Below are 19649 nucleotides of genomic sequence, written 5' to 3' on the forward strand. Positions count from 1 at the left end.
CTGCCGCTAGCGTCTGCCGCACCTCACCCCACGGAACAGTGAAGGCAGGCACGAGGATGAGCATCCACCGGCGCAGGATCAGTGGCAGGAACAAGGCGATCGGCGGTCTGGTGGCCGCGGCCGTGGTCGGCGGCGGAGCGGTCATGTTCAGCGGTATCGCGCAGGCCGCGGGTGTCGGCGCCGCGTACACCAAGACCAGCGACTGGTCGACGGGTTACACCGCGCAGTACGTCGTCACGAACAACAGCGGTCAGACGGAGAAGGACTGGACGCTGGAGTTCGACCTGCCGGCCGGCGCGAAGCTCAGCTCCCTGTGGAACGGCGAGTCGAGCGTGAGCGGGCAGCACGTCACCGTGAAGCCCCCCAAGTGGGACACGGACGGTCTGGCGCCCGGCAAGTCGGTCACCGTCGGCTTCGTGGTCAACGGCACCGGCGACCCGTCCGGTTGCCGTATCGACAACGCGAAGTGTTCCGCCGACGACACCGCGACGCCAGAGCCGACCGGCCGCCCGACGCAGTCACCGACCCCAACCCCGACGCCCACGCACAGCACAACCCCCACCCCCACTCCCACCCCGACGGCCACGGCCTCCCCGTCCCAGAGCACCGGCACCGGCACGACCACCTCCGCCGGCTTCGCCCCCTACGTCGACACCTCCCTCTACCCGGCCTTCGACCTGGTGGCGAGCGCGAACGCGACCGGCGTGAAGAACTACAACCTCGCCTTCATCACGGACGGAGGAGGCTGCACGCCCAAGTGGGGCGGGGTGACGGACCTGGCGAGCGACGGCGTGGCCAACCAGATCGGCGCGCTGCGCGCCAAGGGCGGCGACGTCCGCGTCTCCTTCGGCGGCGCCTCCGGCTCCGAACTGGCGACGACCTGCTCCTCGGCGGACGCGCTGGCGGCGGCGTACGGCAAGGCCGTGGACGCGTACAAGCTCACCAAGGTCGACTTCGACGTGGAGGGCGGCGCACTGCCCAACACGGCGGCGAACACCCTGCGCGCCAAGGCGATAGCCAAGCTCCAGGCGCAGCACCCGAACCTGGACGTCTCCTTCACCCTCCCGGTGATGCCCGAGGGCCTGACCCAGGACGGCGTGAACCTCCTGTCCAACGCCAAGTCCAACGGCGTGAAGATCAGCACGGTCAACATCATGGCGATGGACTACGGCCCCGCCTACAGCGGCGACATGGGCACCTACGCCGAACAGGCCGCCACCGCCACCCAGGCCCAGGTCAAGAGCGTGCTGGCGCTCTCCGACAGCGCGGCCTGGAAAACGGTCGCCGTGACCCCGATGATCGGCGTCAACGACGTCTCCTCCGAGATCTTCAAGGTCGACGACGCCACCCAGCTGGTCAACTTCGCCAAGTCCAAGGGCATCGGCTGGCTGTCCATGTGGTCGGCAACCCGCGACAAGCAGTGCGACGGCGGCCCCAAGCCCACCGCGGACGCAACCTGCAGCTCCATCACCCAGGACAAGTCCGCCTTCTCGAAGGCCTTCGGGGCGATCGGCTGACGGACAGATCACAGCTTTGTCGGGATCCTGAAAGGGGCCGGAACGACACTGTTCCGGCCCCTCGCCATCCTTGGCGGAGCCGCAGGGCTGCCCGTCGTCCCGTACGCCGATGGCCAACGCCACACGGTTCGAGCTCGCGCGACAATATTCGGCATAGGCCAGCGGCACATTCATCCGTATGGCTGAACGCACTCAACAACAGCCACTGCCACACCGGCATCCCCCTACGTTCAGTCACATGGTCAGTTCAGCGCACGAGGCGATGCACCAGATCTTCCGGGAGGATCCGGGCCTGTTGGCTCGAGCCCTCCCCAGGGCGGGCATCCCCTTCCCCGAGCCCATGGCGATCCAGCCCCTCGTCAACTGTGGAGGAACCTGATGGCCACATACACCCCGCGTTTCCCCGGCAGCGGCACCCTCATCGAGGAAACCCTCATCGAGGGCCGCGCGGAAGGCCGCGCGGAGGGCCGCGCGGAGGACATCCTCCGTATCCTCGACCGGCGTGGCATCGAGGTCCCCGAGGCCGTTCGGGAGCGGGTCACCGCCTGCACCGACCTGGACATCCTGGGCACTTGGTTCGACCGTGCCCTCACCGCCGCAAGTGCCGAGGAGCTGTTCGCGGAGTCGTGACCGGCAGTGGCGCGGAGAAGGGCCCCGCGGAGTCCCACTCCGCGGGGCCCTTGCCACTGCTCGGCCGAGCGGGCGCGGCACTCCCCTCCGGGTGCCTCGCCCTGTTCATGGGGTGTCAGGCCGTGGGCTCCAGCGGCGGCAGGGAGCCCGTTCGGGCCGCTCGTGCGTACCAGCGTGCGCTCGACTTCGGGGTCCGGGCCAGCGTTGCGTAGTCCACGTACACCGCGCCGAAGCGCTTCCCGTAGCCGTACGCCCACTCGAAGTTGTCCATCAGGGACCACAGGTAGTAGCCGCGCACGTCCGCGCCGTCCGTGATGGCGCGGCGTACCGCCGACAGATGGCCGTGCAGATAGGCGATGCGCTCGGGGTCGTGGACGCGGCCGTCCGGGTCGGGCTTGTCGTCGTAGGCCGCGCCGTTCTCGGTGACGTACAGGGGCAGGCCGGGCACCTCCCGTGAGTAGCGCATGATCAGGTCGTGCAGACCCGTCGGGTCGATCGTCCAGCCCATCTCCGTGCGCTCGCCCGGCGTCTGGTGGAAGGTCACGTCGTCCGCGCCCGGCCAGGGGGAGTGCTCGCTGGCGCCGTGTCCGTCCGCGCGCCGGGCGGACGTGTCCGAAGGATCGGCGGCCGAGACCAGCGTCGGGGTGTAGTAGTTCAGGCCCAGCGCGTCCAGCGGCTGGTTGATGGTCCGCAGGTCGCCGTCGAGGACGTACGACCAGTCGGTGATCTGGGCCGTCGCCTCGAACAGCGTCTGCGGATAGGCACCATGCAGCATCGGGCCGTGGAAGACGCCGTTGGCCAGGTCGTCGATCTTCCGGCCGGCCACCAGGTCCGCCGGGCCCTGGGAAACCGTGCGCACCACCGAGGAGTTGAGGCTCACCGCGACCGAGTTGCGGGCCGGCATCGCCGAGCGGAGGGCCGAAGCACCCAGCCCGTGGGCCAGATTGAGGTGGTGCGCGGCCCTCAGGGCGGCGGCCGGCTCGGTACGGCCCGGAGCGTGCACACCCGAGCCGTACCCCAGGAAGGCGCTGCACCACGGCTCGTTGAGCGTGATCCACTGCTCCACCCGGTCGCCGAGCGCCTCGCCGACGATCTGCGCGTACTCGGCGAAGCGGTAAGCCGTGTCCCGCTCCGGCCAGCCGCCCGCCTCCTCCAGCTCCTGCGGCAGGTCCCAGTGGTAGAGGGTGATCGCGGGCCGGATGCCATGGGCGAGAAGCTCGTCCACCAGACGCCGGTAGAAGTCCAGGCCCACCTGCACCGCAGGCCCCCGGCCCGTCGGCTGCACCCGCGACCAGGAGACCGAGAACCGGTACGCGTTCAGGCCCAGCTCCGCCATCAGCGCCACGTCGTCGCGGTAGCGGTGGTAGTGGTCGACAGCGATGTCACCGGTCTCACCTGCGGCGGTCCTGCCCGGCGTATGACTGAAGGTGTCCCAGATCGAGGGCGTGCGGCCGTCCTCCCGCACCGCCCCCTCGATCTGGTACGCGGAGGTTGCGGCGCCCCAGAGGAAGGCGGGAGGAAAGGTCACGGAGGTAATGGGTTCAGTCATGGAAGCGCTCCCATAAGAGGTCGTGGAGACCGACGGGTGGGTGGGGGGAAGGGGAGGGGGAGGGGCATGTGGGGGGCGGGCGGCGGTGGCCCGGCCCCCCGGGCCTTCGGCACGGGCCGGGTGGGGCTCAGCCCTTGATCGCGCCCTGCATGATCCCGCCCACGATCTGCTTGCCGAACAGGAGGAAGGCGATGAGCAGCGGCAGGGTCCCGAGCAGCGCGCCCGCCATGATGACCGCCTGGTCCGGGACATAGCCGGTACCGAGCGAGTTGAGCGCGACCTGCACGGTCGGGTTCTGCTGGTTCAGGGCGATGATCGGCCACAGGAAGTCGTTCCAGGCGAACACGAAGGTCAGCAGGCCGAGTACGGCCATCGCCGGCCGTGCCGCGGGGAACACGACGTGCCACACGATCCGGATGCTGCTGGCCCCGTCCACCCGGGCCGCCTCGATCAGCTCGGACGGCAGCGCCTGCACCAGGTACTGCCGCATGAAGAACGTGCCGAACGCGGTCACCAGGCTCGGCAGGATCACCGTCTGCAACTGGTTCGACCAGCCCAGGTCCGACATCCACAGATACAGCGGTACGACGGCCAGCTGCGGCGGGATCATCATCGTGCCGATGGTCAGCAGCAACAGGACGCCCGAGAACCGGAACCGCAGCTTGGCGAAGGCGAAGCCGGCGAGCGTGGAGAACAGCACCGTGGAGACGGTGATCGCGCCCGCGACGAGCGTGGAGTTGAACATCGCGGTGCCGAGCCCCGCCTGGTCCCAGGCGGCCTGCAGGTTCTTGAACAGATTGCCGCCGAACCACAGCGGCGGCGGCGTCTCGGCCAGCCTGCGGTCGGTGCGCGAGGCGGCCACCGCCGTCCACACCAGCGGCGCGAGCGAGACGAGCGAGAACACGACCAGCACGACATAGGTGACCGGACCGGCGTGCAGCTGCTTGCCCGCGCCCATCACCCGGCGGCGCCCGGGCCTGCGGTCGGAGGTGCCCTTCGCCGCCTGCGGAATCGTCAGTTCACTGGTCGTCATTGGGTCTTCCTCAGACGTCGGGTGAGCACCAGATTGATCACGGCGATGATCAGCAGGATCAGGAACATCGACCAGGCGATCGCGGACGCCTTGCCGAGGTTGCCGATGATCCAGCCCTGGTCGTACATGTACAGGCCGAGCGTCTGGTACTGGTGCTCGGAGCCGCCCTTCGAACCGCTGACCCCGCCGAACAGCAGCGGCTCACCGAAGAGCTGGGTCGCGCCGATGGTGGAGACGACCACCGTGAACAGGATCGTCGGCCGCAGCTGCGGGACGGTGACGTGCCGGAACTGCTGCCAGCGGTTGGCGCCGTCGATCGCCGCCGACTCGTACAGGTCGGCCGGGATCGCCTGCATCGCCGCCAGATAGATCAGCGCGTTGTAGCCGGTCCACCGCCAGATCACGATCGAGGACACCGCGAACTGCGAACCCCAGTCCGACTCACGCCAGTTGACCGGATCGACCCCGAAGAAGTGCAGCACCCAGTTGACCATGCCGCCGTCCCAGGAGTACAGCAGCGTGAAGACCAGGGTCGCCGCGGCCACCGAGGTGGCGTACGGGGTGAGCATCACGACCCGCCACACGGTCGAGCCGCGCAGCTTGTAGTTGAGCAGATGCGCCAGCCAGATCGCCGCGAGCAACTGCGGCACCGTGGAGATCAGGCCGATGGAGAAGGTGTTCTGCAGGGCGTTCCAGAAGAAGTCCGAGGACAACAGGTTCTTGTAGTTGTCCAGGCCCGCCCAGGTCTGGTGGTCCAGCGAGGACAGCTGCACGTCGTGCAGCGAGTACCAGGCCGTGTACAGCAGCGGGACCAGCGAGAAGGCCCCGAAGAGGACGAAGAAGGGGGCGACGAACGCGTACGGCGACGCCTTCATGTCCCAGCGGTACAGCCGGCTGCGCCAGGAGTCGGCGCCCGCCGGCCCACCGCGACCGTGAGCGCCGCGGGCCGCGCCCGGCTGGGAGCCGGACGCGGCGTCGGCGCTCGACGCGGGCTGCGCGAGAGCCTGCTTGGGGCTGGTCACTGGCCGAGCACGTCCTTGATCTCCTTGGTGGCGGCGTCCCAGCCCTGGGCCGGGGACTTGCCCTTCTGCTCCACCTGGAGGATGCCGACGTCGGTCAGCGCGGTGTTGATCGGCTGGTCCTTGACGCCGAAGTACTGGACCGGGATGGTCTTGGCCGAGTCGGCGAAGATCTGCGTGATCGGCGCGTCGGAGAAGTACGAGGTCGTGTCCGCGGCCGGCTTCAGGCCGGCGTACGCCGACGGAGTCGACGGGAAGCTGGCCTGCTTGGCGAAGACCTTGGCCTGCTGCTCGGGCGCGGTCAGCCACTTGGCCAGGGCGATGGCCTCCTTCTGGTGCTTGCCCGCCGTCGGCACGCCGAGGAAGGAGCCGCCCCAGTTGGCCGCGGTCGGCGCGGCCGCCACGTCCCAGTTGCCCTTGCCGGAGTCACCGGACTTCTGCTCGATGTAGCCGATCATCCAGGCCGGGCAGGCCACCGTGGCGAAGGTGCCATTGGCGTAGCCCTGGTCCCACGGCTTGTCGAACTGCTTCAGCTTGGCCGACATGTCGCTGGTCGCCACGGTCATCGCGACGTCCCAGGCCTTCTTCACGCCGTCGGACTTGTCCCAGATGACGTTGCCGTTCTTGTCGTAGTACCGCTCGCTGCCGCCGCCGAGGGCCGCGTTGTAGACCGAGGAGGCGGAGTCCACGAACTTGGTGCCCTTGGGCGCCTTCTTCATGTACTCCTTGCCCAGGTCGACGTACTTGGCCCAGTCGCCCTTCCACTGCGCGGCGAGCTTGGTCCGGTCGGTCTCCAGGCCGGCCTTCTTGAACAGGTCCTTGCGGTAGCAGATCGCCATCGGACCGACGTCCGTGCCGAGCCCGATCGTCTTGCCGTCCTTGGTGGTGGCCTGCGCCAGCTTCCAGTCCAGCCACTGGGACTTGTCGACCTCCTTGCCGAGGTCCACGAACTTGTTCGCCTGCGTCTGCACGGCCTCGGTGATGTTGCCGACCTCGATCGCCTGGATGTCGTCGGTGCCGGAACCGGCCTGCAGCCGCGTCAGCACCTTCGGCCAGTACACATCGGTACGGGTGGTGACGTTCTCCTTGATGTTGATGTCCGGGTGGAGCTTCATGTACTCGTCGTAGAGGCCGGCCTGCTTGTAGCCGAAGACGCCGAAGGTCCCGATGGTCAGTGTGGTCTTGCCCTTGCCACTGCCGTTGCCGCCGTTGTCCGAGTTGGACGAGCCGTCGTCCGAGTCGTTGGCGCAGCCGGCCAGCAGTCCCGTGGCCAGTGCGGCGACGGCCGCGAGGGCCACCAGCCTGTGGGACCGGCGGGTACTCGTGCGCATTGCGTCCTCCTGTTGCCTGACGTGCCGACCCCCCGGCCAACTGCACTGGTTGGGCCCGTTCGTACTCGCTGCGGCTCGGGCGGGGAACGTGCGGGATGTGTATGTGTCAGGTACTGTGGGAGCGCTCCCACAGGTGATGTGTTGAAGAGTCGTCGGTCCGAGGCGGGGTGTCAAGGGAGCGGACGAGGAGCGCTGTGTTCAGTTATCGGGCTGTTAGCTAACTTCGGTCGGCGGCCGAAGGGCAGACGAGGTCAGGACAATTCGGCGCGCCCGGCGCTCGCGGGGGAGGCTGCCGGGGTCAGCACGAGGCCCGCGCCCGGCGGCGGTCACCCCCGGCGCACGGGACTGTTAGATTCCAGGCCAGCGACATGAACGTCGAGGGAGGCGGGGCCCATGGCAAGCCACGGAACACGGGGGCGCAGCGGTGGTCGGCCCACCCTCGAAGAGGTCGCCGCCCGCGCCGGCGTCGGCCGCGGCACGGTCTCCCGGGTGATCAACGGCTCGCCCCGGGTCAGCGAGGCCACCCGCGCGGCCGTCGAGGCGGCGGTCGAGGAACTCGGATACGTCCCGAACACCGCGGCCCGCGCTCTGGCCGCCAACCGCACGGACGCGATCGCCCTGGTCGTCCCCGAGCCGGAGACCCGGTTCTTCGCGGAGCCGTACTTCTCGGACATGCTGCGCGGTGTCGGCGCCGAACTGGCCGACACCGAGATGCAGTTGCTGCTGATCTTCGCCGGCAGCGACCGGGAGCGGCAGCGGCTCGCCCAGTATCTGGCCGCGCACCGGGTGGACGGCGTCCTGCTGGTCTCGGTCCACGCGGACGACCCGCTCCCGGATCTGCTGTCCCAGCTGGAGATCCCGGCGGTGATCAGCGGCCCCCGCTCGGCGAGGGAGACGCTGACCTCGGTGGACTCGGACAACTACGGCGGCGGCCGCTCGGCCGTCGAGCACCTGCTCGCCGGCGGCCGCCGTACGATCGCCCACATCACGGGCCGCCTGGACGTGTACGGCGCCCAGCGGCGCGTGGACGGCTACCGTGACGCCCTGCGCGACGCGGGCCACGAGGTCGACGAACGGCTCATCGAGCCCGGCGACTTCACCGAGGAGGGCGGCCGCCGTGCGATGACGAAGCTCCTTGCGCGCACTCCCGGCCTGGACGCGGTCTTCGCCGGCTCGGACGTGACGGCGGCCGGCGCCCGCCAGGTGCTGCGCGAGCAGGGCCGCCGCATCCCCGAGGACGTGGCCCTGGTCGGGTACGACGACTCGGCGATCGCCCGCCACATGGACCCGCCGCTCACCAGCGTCCGCCAGCCCATCGTGGAGATGGGCCGCGCGATGCTGGACCTGCTCCTGACTGAGATCGCGGACCGCCGCCCGGCCGCGTCCCGGGGGCTGGAGCGCCGGCACCTGGTGCTGCCGACGGAACTGGTGACGCGTACGTCGTCCTAGGAAGGCATCGCTCGGACACGGGCAAACGAATCAGCCGGTGACCCGTCTTACGACGAGGTCACCGGCTGATTACTCAGGGTGAGTGACGGGACTCGAACCCGCGGCATCCTGGACCACAACCAGGTGCTCTACCAGCTGAGCTACACCCACCATGACCGGCGGTTCACTTGGTGGTTTCCCCGACCGGCCGAGAAAAAGTGTACAGGGTCCGAAGGGGTGCTCGCGCACGGCTTTTCGCGGCGGCCCCCTTGCGGCCCCCGCCGGCGCCTACTGCGCAGGCAGGACGTGCTTTCCGGCGATGGCCTTGGCGGTCTCCGAGTCGGGTCCGGGCTGCGGTACGAAGATCGCCTCCCGGTAGTACCTGAGCTCCGCGATGGACTCGCGGATGTCGGCGAGCGCCCGGTGGTTGCCGTTCTTCTCCGGGCTGTTGAAGTAGGCGCGCGGGTACCAGCGGCGGGCGAGCTCCTTGATGCTTGAGACGTCCACGATCCGGTAGTGGAGGTAGTCCTCCAGCGTCGGCATGTCCCGCAGCAGGAAGCCGCGGTCCGTACCGACGGAGTTGCCGCACAGCGGGGCCTTGCCCGGTTCCTTGACGTGCTCGCGTACGTACGCCAGGACCTGTTCCTCGGCCTCGACCAGCGTCGTGCCGCCGGCCAGTTCGTCGAGCAGACCGGAGGCGGTGTGCATCTGCCGCACCACGTCCGGCATGGTCTCCAGGGCCTTGGCGGGCGGGCGGATCACGATGTCCACCCCCTCGCCGAGTACGTTCAGCTCGGAGTCGGTGACCAGCGCGGCCACCTCGATGAGCGCGTCGTCGGACAGCGAGAGACCGGTCATCTCGCAGTCGATCCACACCATGCGATCGTTCATGTGTCTAACCTTACGGCGCGTATGCGCTCCACGGGCCTGCCGTGCAAGGGGTTGCTGTGGCGTGGGACGGTCCATGGTGCCGGTGTGACGTCCGGGAACGGCAAAAGAGGACGGGAACGAGAAAAGAGGAAGGGTCCGGGCTCGTCCCGGACCCTTCCTCTTTTCTCAGCTACCGCTTCTCGGTCCCGGCAGGCTCGCCGACAGACCCAGTGCGGCCGTGCGCCGTGTCTGCATCGGCACCGCGCTCTCCGGATGCAGCAGCGCGGGCGCCGGTCCCACCGGCCCGGGCGGCAGTGCGCCCGTCGGCCCGGCCGGAGGCATCACCGGCTCGCCCTCGCCCGGCTTGTCGCCCTGCGGCCGGCGCGCCCGGTACGCGGCGCGGTACGCCGCCGGGGACGAGCCCAGCTGGCGGCGGAAGTGGCCGCGCAGGGCCACCGGCGAGCGGAAGCCGCAGCGGCCCGCGACCTCGTCGACCGAGTAGTCCGACGTCTCCAGCAGACGCTGCGCCTGCAGCACCCGCTGGGTGATCAGCCACTGGAGCGGGGCGCTGCCGGTGAGCGAGCGGAAGCGTCGGTCGAATGTCCGCCTGCTCATGTACGCGCGTGCCGCCAGCGTCTCCACGTCGAACTGCTCGTGCAGGTGCTCCAGCGCCCAGGCGACGACCTCCGCGAGCGGGTCGGCGCCGATCTCTTCGGGTAAAGACCGATCGAGGTAGCGCTCCTGACCGCCGCTCCGGCGCGGCGGGACCACCAGCCGGCGGGCCAGCGCACCGGCCGCCTCGTTGCCGTGGTCGCTCCGCACGATGTGCAGACACAGGTCGATCCCGGCCGCCGTACCCGCCGATGTCAGGACGTCGCCGTCGTCGACGAACAGCTCACGCGGATCGACGTGCACCGACGGATAGCGCTTGGCCAGCGTCGGTGCGTACATCCAGTGCGTGGTCGCCGGGCGGCCGTCCAGCAGGCCGGCGGCGGCCAGCACGAAGGCGCCCGTGCACAGCCCGACGATGCGGGCCCCCTCCTCGTGGGCTCGGCGCAGCGAGTCCAGCGCCTCCTCCGGTGGCGGAGAGGTGATCGAGCGCCAGGCCGGCACCACGACGGTGCCCGCCCGCGAGATCGCCTCCAGGCCGTGCGGCGCGGTGAGTTCGAGTCCCCCTGTGGTCCGCAGCGGGCCTTCCTCACCTCCGCACACCAGCAGTCGGTAGCGCGGCACTCCGGCGTCCTGGCGGTCGATACCGAACACCGAAAGCGGTATGGAGCTCTCGAAAATGGGGCCGCCGCTGAACAGCAGCACCGCGACGATCTCCTTGCGGCGTCGCCCGGAAAGCTTCCGGGCCGCGGCTTCCGGCGCGGCAGTGGAGTCGTGGCTCATCCTGCTAAGCCCCCCTCGGTGGTCGCGGCTCCTCGGTTGTGTCGCTCCTGCACGTTTCCCCTCGGTCCTGCACGAGTCCCCCGCCGTAAAGAAAGTCAAGATCGAATCTACTGGGTCCCGCGCGGTCGCGGTGACCCAGGTAGACACTCGGCACATTGTCGACATGACAACTTGGCGTGAAGCATTCGATCACGAAGCGTTGCACTCGTGGGCCGTGCGGGGAAGTGCGCCTCGTCGCAGTGGCCAAAGCGCGTAGGGTGCGCAGGGCCTCCTGGACCCTTTCCGTGCAGGTGGAACGGGGGTTGGGGGGTGGTTGGGGCACCTCTTGCACAGTGTCCAGAAGTTGGCTGAAAAGATACGTCGGTGTGCGCGGAAACCGGTCAGTCGACCGGTGTATTCGGCTTGCTGTGACGTCCGCCTCTGTGGGACGCACAGCGTTCGGAGTGGCGCAGCAGGAAACGGCAGGCACCGGTGAGGGCGGCGAGGCCGAGCGCGGTGCCGGTGGCGCCGGCGAGCGAGGTGCCGTACCAGAGAAGCACCACCGGGACGAGGACGCAGCTGAAGGCCGCCCAGCGGACCAGTTCGCTCACGGTGTCCGGCGCGGGACGCCGTTCGGTGGTGGGGCGCGGTCCGGACATGTCGCTCTCCCTGCGTCTGCCCGGGGCGGTGCTCGGGCGGTGACTCAATGGAGTCAACGCGCGTTCGATCCGTCGGTCACTGTGTGTACCCGTCGGACGGAGCGCAGTTGTTTGAATCCTGTGCAAACCGCCTGTACGGGGCAGCAACCATTGCGTTACGGGCGCGGCTCGTGCATGCTCCGGTGAACCCCTACCGGGCTTCGAGGGATCCCCTACGGAGCGTGCACGGGCTCTGGGCTAAGGAGGCGTGCCGCCGTACCCTTGGGGGTATGGGGTTGGGAAGATGTTTCCCGGACACGGCTCCGCCGCACACTGTCGTCCCACCCACGAGGATCTAAACGCCGAGACACTCATGGCCGGTCACGAATTCTTCGAACCCGCGGACCGCAAGCGGAACGTCGCCGACCCCACGGCGGACGAGCCCCTGGCGGCGGAAGAGTCACGTCCATCCTGCGACCCAGCTTTCAAGCACGGCGTGGTCGTCGGTTTCGACGGCTCCACGTCGAGCGAGCGCGCCCTGGCCTACGCGATCGGCATGGCCCATCGCTCCGGGTCGGGTCTGATCATCGTTCATGTCGCCAACCGGCTGCCCACCACGGTGTGGGCCGGCTGCGAGCCACCCGTCTTCGTCGACGTACCGGACCACCGCACCGAGGTGCTGGGGCTGGAACTCGCCTGTGCGGACTATCTGTCCGAGGTGCCGTGGATCCTCGTCGAGCGCGGCGGTGACATCTGCCACGAACTCGAAGAGGTCGGGCGGGAGTACGAGGCCGACGCGATCGTCGTCGGGTCCACCCACGGCATCGTCGGCCGGATCTTCGGCTCCGTCGCCGGACGGCTCGCCAAGCGGGCGAAGCGGCCCGTGGTGGTCATTCCGTAACCGCTTCACGCACCGTCAACTCCCTTTGTGCCGTGCCTGAATCTACTCGCGCGTAGATGTGTTTGTGCCCTTGTGAAGGGCATATATCGGTCACCGCACAACTGCACATGCATGAAGGGAGCCCGCCGTGGACAACGACGTCTCTGCGGGAAGCACCACCACTGTCGTCGGTCGACTCGCCCTCGGAATCACCCTGTTGGCGTTCGGACTCGGATACACCGATGTGATCGACGGCGTGACGGCGACCGACGCCGTCTCACTGGCCCACTACGTAGGCGGCGTTGCACTCTTCGTCGCCGGTCTGCTGGCGTTCCGCGACCGCGGCAACGCCACCGGTACGGCCTTCTCGGCGCTAGGCGCACTCTGGTTCACCTGGGCGGTCTCGGCCGGGAACCAGATGTCCGACAACGCCGCCGGGCTCTTCCTGCTCCTGTTCGCCCTCGTGGCGCTCTCGTTGACCCTCGCGGGCGGTGACATGCTCGGTCAGGGCATGCACGGGCTGCTGTTCCTGTCGATGCTCGTCCTGGCCGTGGCCCGGTTCGCGGACAGTTCGGCTCTCACCAAAGCCGGCGGCTGGGTCGGCGTGGCCGCGGGTGCCGTTGCGTGGTACGCGGCCACAGCGGCGCTTGCCCACTGGCCGACCGCACTTCCTAGGCGCGCTGCCGGCCGGGGAGTGACGGCCACCGGCTAATTCGGCAGCCATGCCGGGGAGTTGGGCGTCCCCGGCGTTGTATGAGCGGACCCCCCCGTGTGAGGTGGCAACACGTGGGGGTCCGTTCGGTTCCATGGCCTGTGCAGGTGCGTGGGGGCTGGTCGCGCCCACGCGGCGGAGCCGCACATCGATGCGGCCCCGCGCCCCTCAGGGGCGCTTTACTCCACCGTCACCGACTTCGCGAGGTTCCTCGGCTTGTCGATGTCCCTGCCCAGGATCTTTGCCGTGTGGTACGCGAGGAGCTGGAGGGGGATGCCCATCAGGATCGGGTCCAGTTCGTCCTCGTTCTTCGGGACGACGATCGTCTTGTCGGCCTTCTCCTGCTCCTGGTGGGCCACCGCGAGGATCTTGCCGCTGCGGGCCTTGATCTCCTCCAGGGCCGCGCGGTTCTTCTCCAGTAGGTCGTCGTCCGGGACGATCGCGACCGTCGGCAGGGCGGGCTCGATCAGGGCGAGCGGGCCGTGCTTCAGCTCGGAGGCCGGGTAGGCCTCGGCGTGGATGTAGGTGATCTCCTTGAGCTTCAGGGAGGCCTCGCGGGCCACCGGGTAACCCCGCACGCGGCCGATGAAGAGCATCGAGCGGGCCTCGGCGTACTCCTCGGCCAGCTGCTTGACCTCGTCCTCCTGCTTGAGGATCTCGGAGATCTGGGCCGGCAGCTTCCGCAGGCCCTCGATGATCCGCTTGCCGTCGCTGACCGAGAGGTCACGGGTGCGGCCGAGGTGCAGGGCGAGCAGGGCGAAGGCGACCGTGGTGTTGGTGAAGCACTTCGTCGAGACCACGCAGACCTCGGGACCGGCGTGCACGTAGATGCCGCCGTCCGCCTCGCGGGCGATCGCCGAGCCGACCACGTTGACCACGCCGAGCACCCGGGCGCCCTTGCGCTTCAGTTCCTGGACGGCGGCCAGCACGTCGTAGGTCTCACCGGACTGCGACACCGCGATGTACAGCGTGTCGGGGTCCACCACCGCGTTGCGGTAGCGGAACTCGGAGGCGGGCTCGGCGTCCGCGGGGATGCGGGCGAGCTCCTCGATCAGCTGGGCGCCGATCATGCCCGCGTGGTACGAGGTGCCGCAGCCGAGGATCTTCACCCGGCGGATCCGGCGCGCCTCGCGGGCGTCCAGGTTCAGGCCGCCGAGGTGCACGGTGGAGAAGCGGTCGTCGATGCGGCCGCGCAGCACGCGGTCCACGGCGTCGGCCTGCTCGTGGATCTCCTTGTGCATGTAGGTGTCGTGGCCGCCCATGTCGTAGGAGGCGGCCTCCCACTCCACGGTGGTCGGCTCGGCCGTGGTGCGGGTGCCCTCGGTGGTGTACGTGCGGAAGTCATCGGCCTTGAGGGTGGCCATCTCGCCGTCGTCGAGCGTGACTATCTGGCGGGTGTGGGTGACCAGCGCGGCGATGTCCGATGCGACGAACATCTCCTTCTCGCCGATGCCGAGGACGACCGGGGAGCCGTTTCGAGCCACCACGATGCGGTCCGAGAAGTCGGCGTGCATGACGGCGATGCCGTACGTGCCCTCGACGACCCGGAGCGCCTGGCGGACCTTCTCCTCCAGGGACTCCGCCTGGGAGCGGGCGATCAGATGGACGAGGACCTCGGTGTCGGTCTCGGAGAGGAACTCGACGCCGTCCGCCTCCAGCTTGCGGCGCAGGTCGGCGGCGTTGTCGATGATGCCGTTGTGCACGACGGCGACCTTCTGGTCGGCCGACATGTGCGGGTGGGCGTTCACGTCGGACGGGGCGCCGTGGGTGGCCCAGCGGGTGTGGGCGATACCGGTGGTGCCCTTGAAGCGCGCCGGGACCTTGGCCTCCAGGTCGCGGACCCGCCCCTTGGCCTTGACCATCTTCAGGCCGGCCGTCTTCGGGGAGGTGACGACGATGCCCGCGGAGTCGTAGCCGCGGTACTCCAGGCGCTGCAGGCCCTCCAGGAGCAGCGGGGCCACGTCACGCTTCCCGATGTATCCGACAATTCCGCACATATATAGGTATCCCTCAGCCTGTCGTTCTGTTGTTCCGGCTGGTTCTCAGCCGTAGACCATGCGGCGCAGCTGTCTGAGCGTGAGCTCCGGCGGCGCCACCGCCCGGTACCTCAGGTCCGCCTCGATCCGTTCGAAGATCGTCGCGTTCACCAGGCCCTGGGCCTGCAGCTCGCGATGGCGGCGACGGACGAAGTCCTCGGTCGTCTCGTCGAAGTAGGCGAGCACGTCCTGGACCACACGCAGCGCCTCGCCCCGGCTCAGGGGCGTGGACCGCGTCAGGTGATCAACAAGTTCGTCGTGCACCCGGTAGATCCTGAGCCACCGGCGCCGGTTTCGCAAGAATCCTGCCCGATTGCGGGCACGGAGGTGTTGAAAATCCTTGGACGAACATTGAATCTCTCATGGATCCCTGTTCGTGATCTGTCCATCCTGTGTCTTGCGTCTCGTCGCCTCTGGAGACGAGTTTCAGACGCCATGGACATTCCTCGTATGGGAGTACCCGAGAAGCTGGCCGAGCGCATGAGCATGGCCGAGCAGCACGAATATCTGCGCGCCAGATTCTCGCGGCGCACGATGATCAGAGGCGGTGCCGTCACGCTCGGCGCCGTCACGGGTGGCGCGTTCATCCCGGGCGGGACCGCCCAGGCCGCCGTTCCGACCCAGTCCGCCGCCCCGGCCACCGAGATGGTCGACGGCGCCCTTGTCGCCCCCTTCGGCCGCCACCTCGCCTACGGCAACGACCCGCGCACCGAGATGACCATCTCGTGGCAGGTCCCGGTCGCCGTGAAGAAGCCGTTCATCCGCATCGGCGCCCACCCCTGGGACCTCTCCCGCAAGATCGAGGCCGAGGTCCGCACCCTCTACACCCCGGCCGGTGTCGGCGCGAGCGGTGACCACACGCAGTACTACCTGCACGCCAGGCTCACCCACCTGCGCCCCGGCAAGACCTACTACTACGGCGTCGGCCACCAGGGCTTCGACCCGGCCGAGCGGCACCTCGCCGGCACCCTGGGCACCTTCACCACCGCCCCCGACCGCGAGCAGCCGTTCACCTTCACGGCCTTCGGCGACCAGGGCGTCAGCTACCACGCCCTGGCCAACGACAGCCTGATCCTTGGTCAGAACCCGGCCTTCCATCTGCACGCCGGCGACATCGCCTACGGCGACCCGGCCGGCCAGGGCAAGACCACCGACACCGGCTTCGACTCGCGCACCTGGGACCAGTTCCTGTACCAGACCGAGTCGGTCGCCAAGCAGATCCCGTGGATGGTCAGCTACGGCAACCACGACATGGAGGCCTGGTACTCGCCCAACGGCTACGGCGGCGAGGAGGCCCGCTGGACGCTCCCGGACAACGGTCCGGACCCGAAGAACCTTCCGGGCGTCTACTCCTTCGTCTACGGCAACACGGCGATCGTCTCGCTGGACCCCAACGACGTCTCCTTCGAGATCCCGGCGAACCTGGGCATTTCGGGCGGTACTCAGACGACATGGTTCGAGGCGCAGCTGAAGAAGTTCCGCGCCTCGAAGGACATCGACTTCATCATCGTGTTCTTCCACCACTGCGCCTACTGCACCTCCACCGCGCACGCCTCGGAGGGGGGTGTGCGCCAGGAGTGGGTGCCGCTGTTCGACAAGTACCAGGTCGACCTCGTCATCAACGGCCACAACCACCAGTACGAGCGCACGGACGTCATCAAGGGCAACGAGGTCACCAAGAAGCTGCCGATCGGCGGCACGGCGTACTCGGACACCGAGGGCGTGGTCTACGTGACGGCGGGCGCGGCCGGCCGCAGCCTGTACGCCTTCACCGCCCCGGACTCCTACGAGGGCCACGAGCACGAGGTGGACTCCGTCGCCTCGTTCATCTGCCTCAAGGACGGCAAGCAGAACGAGACCGTCACCTGGTCCCGCGTCCGCTACCTCAACTACTCCTTCCTGCGCGTGGACGTCGCCCCCGCGCCGAAGGGCCGCTACACCACCCTGAAGGTCTCGGGCATCGCCGAGACCGGTGACCGGATCGACCACTTCACGGTGGCACGCCGGGCGAAGTAGCCGCGGCCGCGCCCCGACGGCGGGGGCGCACCCGGACACGGCGGGCGGGCGGTCCTCACATGCGCTTGAGGATCGCCTGCTTGGCCAGGGCGAACTCCTCGTCCGTCAGGACGCCCGTGCGGTGCAGCTCGCCCAGCTCACGCAGCCGCCGCAGCAGCGCGTCGTGGTCGTCCTCGATCGTGGGCGCGGTCCGCTGCTGCGGGACCTCGTGCAGCCGCGGCCGCACCTCCGGTACGGCGGCGGCCGAGGGGTGCGGCAGCCGCGCCTGCACGGCCGCCGCGACCAGCGCCATCAGCGGGTCCTTCTTGAAGCCCCACAGCTCCACGGAGTTGGGGTCGTACTTCGGCGGTGCCTTGGTCGGCGCGCCCCGCACCGTGAAGCGCAGATGGCCGTTCTCCAGGCCCGCCGCGGGTTGCCACTCCACCGCGTCGATCTCGGTGACGGCGAGCGTCCGGGCGCCCGCCGCGGCCTTGGCGTCCTCGGTCTTCCAGTTCCACTCCAGGCGTACCTGCTCGCCGTCGAAGCCCGCCGTGCCGTCCCCGGCGGAGACGGAGAGCGGAACGGACGGGCCGGGCAGCAGATACTCGGTCACCGGATCGGCCGGAACCTGGTCCAGAAGCAGGGCGTTGCGCACCTCGTCCACGAAGTACTCGGCGACTCCGTAGCGATCGGACTCGACCGTCAGCTGGTAGGGGTCGTTGGGCTCGGCGAGGCGGCCGCCGGTCGCGTGCAGCAGCGGGTCGGCGCCGTCGCGCAGCCGCAGTCGCAGCCGCCCCGACTTCTTCCCCTGCTCGAACGAGATACCGGCCAACGCCCCCAGAGGGACCACGAGTTCCCCCAGGGTCCTGCGCAGCAGACCCACGTTCTTGTCCCGGCCCGGGGTCAGTCGAAGGGCGTCGGCGTCGAAGGCCCACGTGCCGTCCTTCTGGATGATTTCCGCCATGAGGGGATTGTTTCATCGGTTCTGCGAGAGGGTGGTCTCTACCAATTTCGAAGGGAGCGCATGTGAGACGGCACCCCAGAACGACTCCCCGTATGGCCCGCATCCTCGGATCCCTGCTCCTCGTGGCCGCGGCCGGCGCCTTCACCGTCGGCGCGGCACCGTCGGCGAGAGCCACCCCCACCCCGCTCGACCGGGTGGTGCCGGCACCCGCGTCGGTCACCCCGGGCGGATCCCCGTACCGCATCACCCGTGGCACCCGCATCAGCGTCACCGGCTCCGGCGAGGCCCGGCGGGTCGGCGAATACCTGGCCGCCGTCCTGCGGCCCTCCACCGGCTATCCGCTCCCGGTGACGGCGAACGGACACGGCGGCATCCGACTCCTCCTCACCAAGGGCGTGTTCGGCGCGGAGGGCTACCGCCTCGACAGCGGCCGCGGCGGCGTCACCATCACCGCGAGCGCACCCGCCGGTCTCTTCCACGGCGTCCAGACCCTGCGCCAGCTGCTGCCCGCGGCCGTGGAGAAGAAGTCCGTACAGCCCGGCCCCTGGCTGGTCGCCGGCGGCACCGTCCAGGACTCGCCGCGCTATGCCTACCGGGGCGCCATGCTCGATGTGTCCCGGCACTTCTTCACCGTCGCCCAGGTCAAGCGCTACATCGACGAACTCGCCCTCTACAAGATCAACAAGCTGCATCTGCACCTCAGCGACGACCAGGGCTGGCGCATCGCGATCGACTCCTGGCCGCGCCTTGCCGCTTACGGCGGCTCAACCCAGGTCGGCGGCGGCCCCGGCGGCCACTACACCAAGGCCGACTACCGGGAGATCGTCCGCTACGCCGCCTCCCGCTATCTCGAAGTCGTCCCCGAGATAGACCTGCCCGGCCACACCAACGCGGCCCTCGCCTCGTACGCCGACCTGAACTGCGACGGCGTCGCGCCCCCGCTCTACACCGGCACCGACGTCGGCTTCAGCACACTGTGCGTGCCGAAGAAGATCACCTACGACTTCGTGGACGACGTCGTCCGCGAACTGGCCGCGCTCACCCCGGGCCGCTATCTCCACATCGGCGGCGACGAGGCGCACTCCACCAGCCACGCCGACTACGTGGCCTTCATGGACAAGGTGCAGCCCGTCGTCGCCAAGTACGGCAAGACGGTGATCGGCTGGCACCAGCTGACCGGAGCGAGGCCCGCCCCGGGCGCCCTGGCCCAGTACTGGGGCCTGGACGACACCAGCGCCGAGGAGAAGGCCCAGGTCGCCAAGGCCGCGCGGAACGGGACCGGGCTGATCCTGTCCCCGGCCGACCGGATCTACCTCGACATGAAGTACACCGAGGACACCCCGCTGGGCCAGGACTGGGCCGGCCTGGTCGAGGTGAAGCGGTCGTACGACTGGGATCCGGGCGACTACCTCGCCGGAGCCCCCGCGTCGGCCGTGCGGGGCGTGGAGGCCCCGCTGTGGACCGAGACCATCACCGACTCCGCCGCCATCGAGTACATGGCCTTCCCACGGCTCGCGGGGGCCGCCGAGCTGGGCTGGTCACCCGCGGCCACGCACGGCTGGGACGCCTACAAGGTGCGGCTGGCCGCGCAGGGGCCGCGCTGGGACGCACTCGGCATCAAGTACTACAAGTCTCCCCAGGTACCCTGGCCGACGAGTTGAGAGAAGACTGACGGG

At 69.1% G+C, this 19649-nt stretch carries 18 protein-coding genes and 1 tRNA gene; 8 read left to right on the plus strand and 11 right to left on the minus strand.

Going from position 1 to position 19649, the window contains the following annotated elements:
- Nucleotides 1-56 precede the first annotated feature (56 nt).
- From ACFY1J_RS01120 to ACFY1J_RS01130, 3 genes are all read left to right on the plus strand, one after another.
- Nucleotides 57-1517: a cellulose binding domain-containing protein gene (locus tag ACFY1J_RS01120; protein WP_390706759.1), complete on the plus strand. Its 1461-nt coding sequence runs from the start codon at nucleotides 57-59 to the stop codon at nucleotides 1515-1517.
- A 238-nt stretch (nucleotides 1518-1755) separates the two neighbouring features.
- Entirely contained in the window at nucleotides 1756-1896 is a 141-nt protein-coding gene (locus tag ACFY1J_RS01125; protein WP_390730354.1) for a hypothetical protein, read from the plus strand.
- On the plus strand, nucleotides 1896-2147 hold the full coding sequence (locus ACFY1J_RS01130) for a hypothetical protein (protein WP_390730355.1): 252 nt from the start codon (nucleotides 1896-1898) through the stop codon (nucleotides 2145-2147). Before ACFY1J_RS01125 ends, ACFY1J_RS01130 begins: the two co-directional genes overlap by 1 nt.
- 115 nt (nucleotides 2148-2262) lie before the next feature.
- On the opposite strand, the gene ACFY1J_RS01135 is transcribed toward ACFY1J_RS01130, so the two are convergent.
- The 4 genes from ACFY1J_RS01135 to ACFY1J_RS01150 form a co-directional block, all read right to left on the minus strand.
- Nucleotides 2263-3696, minus strand: a complete 1434-nt coding sequence (locus tag ACFY1J_RS01135) for a GH1 family beta-glucosidase (RefSeq protein ID WP_390706757.1) — start codon at nucleotides 3694-3696, stop codon at nucleotides 2263-2265.
- A 127-nt stretch (nucleotides 3697-3823) separates the two neighbouring features.
- A complete protein-coding gene (locus ACFY1J_RS01140; protein ID WP_390706756.1) occupies nucleotides 3824-4729 on the minus strand; it encodes a carbohydrate ABC transporter permease in 906 nt (301 codons plus the stop codon).
- Nucleotides 4726-5751, minus strand: coding sequence for a carbohydrate ABC transporter permease (locus ACFY1J_RS01145; protein WP_390706755.1), 1026 nt, complete (start codon nucleotides 5749-5751; stop codon nucleotides 4726-4728). Before ACFY1J_RS01145 ends, ACFY1J_RS01140 begins: the two co-directional genes overlap by 4 nt.
- Nucleotides 5748-7079 (minus strand): ABC transporter substrate-binding protein, encoded by a 1332-nt coding sequence (locus tag ACFY1J_RS01150; RefSeq protein WP_390706754.1) that lies wholly within the window; start codon nucleotides 7077-7079, stop codon nucleotides 5748-5750. Before ACFY1J_RS01150 ends, ACFY1J_RS01145 begins: the two co-directional genes overlap by 4 nt.
- Nucleotides 7080-7472: 393 nt before the next feature.
- Between ACFY1J_RS01150 and ACFY1J_RS01155 the strand changes: the two genes are divergently transcribed.
- Nucleotides 7473-8528, plus strand: coding sequence for a LacI family DNA-binding transcriptional regulator (locus ACFY1J_RS01155; protein WP_390706753.1), 1056 nt, complete (start codon nucleotides 7473-7475; stop codon nucleotides 8526-8528).
- A 77-nt stretch (nucleotides 8529-8605) separates the two neighbouring features.
- Here the strand turns inward: ACFY1J_RS01155 and ACFY1J_RS01160 are convergent.
- From ACFY1J_RS01160 to ACFY1J_RS01175, 4 genes are all read right to left on the minus strand, one after another.
- A tRNA-His gene (locus ACFY1J_RS01160) sits at nucleotides 8606-8678 on the minus strand.
- Nucleotides 8679-8795: 117 nt separating this feature from the next.
- Nucleotides 8796-9398 (minus strand): oligoribonuclease, encoded by a 603-nt coding sequence (gene orn, locus ACFY1J_RS01165; RefSeq protein ID WP_390706752.1) that lies wholly within the window; start codon nucleotides 9396-9398, stop codon nucleotides 8796-8798.
- A 165-nt stretch (nucleotides 9399-9563) separates the two neighbouring features.
- A complete protein-coding gene (locus ACFY1J_RS01170) occupies nucleotides 9564-10769 on the minus strand; it encodes a helix-turn-helix domain-containing protein (RefSeq protein WP_390706751.1) in 1206 nt (401 codons plus the stop codon).
- Between the two features lie 380 nt (nucleotides 10770-11149).
- Entirely contained in the window at nucleotides 11150-11407 is a 258-nt protein-coding gene (locus ACFY1J_RS01175) for a hypothetical protein (protein WP_390706750.1), read from the minus strand.
- A 352-nt stretch (nucleotides 11408-11759) separates the two neighbouring features.
- On the opposite strand from ACFY1J_RS01175, the gene ACFY1J_RS01180 reads away from it, so the two are divergent.
- Both ACFY1J_RS01180 and ACFY1J_RS01185 read left to right on the plus strand, forming a co-directional pair.
- Nucleotides 11760-12287, plus strand: a complete 528-nt coding sequence (locus ACFY1J_RS01180; protein ID WP_263209035.1) for a universal stress protein — start codon at nucleotides 11760-11762, stop codon at nucleotides 12285-12287.
- 127 nt (nucleotides 12288-12414) lie between these two features.
- Nucleotides 12415-12978, plus strand: a complete 564-nt coding sequence (locus tag ACFY1J_RS01185) for a GPR1/FUN34/YaaH family transporter (protein WP_390706749.1) — start codon at nucleotides 12415-12417, stop codon at nucleotides 12976-12978.
- 179 nt (nucleotides 12979-13157) lie between these two features.
- Here the strand turns inward: ACFY1J_RS01185 and glmS are convergent, their stop codons facing one another.
- Nucleotides 13158-14975: a glutamine--fructose-6-phosphate transaminase (isomerizing) gene (gene glmS, locus ACFY1J_RS01190; protein WP_390730356.1), complete on the minus strand. Its 1818-nt coding sequence runs from the start codon at nucleotides 14973-14975 to the stop codon at nucleotides 13158-13160.
- Nucleotides 14976-15020: 45 nt separating this feature from the next.
- Nucleotides 15021-15278 (minus strand): hypothetical protein, encoded by a 258-nt coding sequence (locus ACFY1J_RS01195; RefSeq protein ID WP_390706747.1) that lies wholly within the window; start codon nucleotides 15276-15278, stop codon nucleotides 15021-15023.
- 186 nt (nucleotides 15279-15464) lie between these two features.
- On the opposite strand from ACFY1J_RS01195, the gene ACFY1J_RS01200 reads away from it, so the two are divergent.
- Entirely contained in the window at nucleotides 15465-17030 is a 1566-nt protein-coding gene (locus ACFY1J_RS01200; RefSeq protein ID WP_390730357.1) for a purple acid phosphatase family protein, read from the plus strand.
- A 55-nt stretch (nucleotides 17031-17085) separates the two neighbouring features.
- Here ACFY1J_RS01200 and ACFY1J_RS01205 read toward each other — a convergent pair whose 3' ends face one another.
- Entirely contained in the window at nucleotides 17086-17973 is an 888-nt protein-coding gene (locus tag ACFY1J_RS01205; RefSeq protein ID WP_390706745.1) for a DUF4429 domain-containing protein, read from the minus strand.
- Nucleotides 17974-18065: 92 nt separating this feature from the next.
- On the opposite strand from ACFY1J_RS01205, the gene ACFY1J_RS01210 reads away from it, so the two are divergent.
- Entirely contained in the window at nucleotides 18066-19634 is a 1569-nt protein-coding gene (locus ACFY1J_RS01210) for a beta-N-acetylhexosaminidase (RefSeq protein ID WP_390706744.1), read from the plus strand.
- Nucleotides 19635-19649 lie beyond the last annotated feature (15 nt).

The organism is Streptomyces sp. NPDC001406, from assembly GCF_042895285.1.
Lineage (GTDB): Bacteria > Actinomycetota > Actinomycetes > Streptomycetales > Streptomycetaceae > Streptomyces.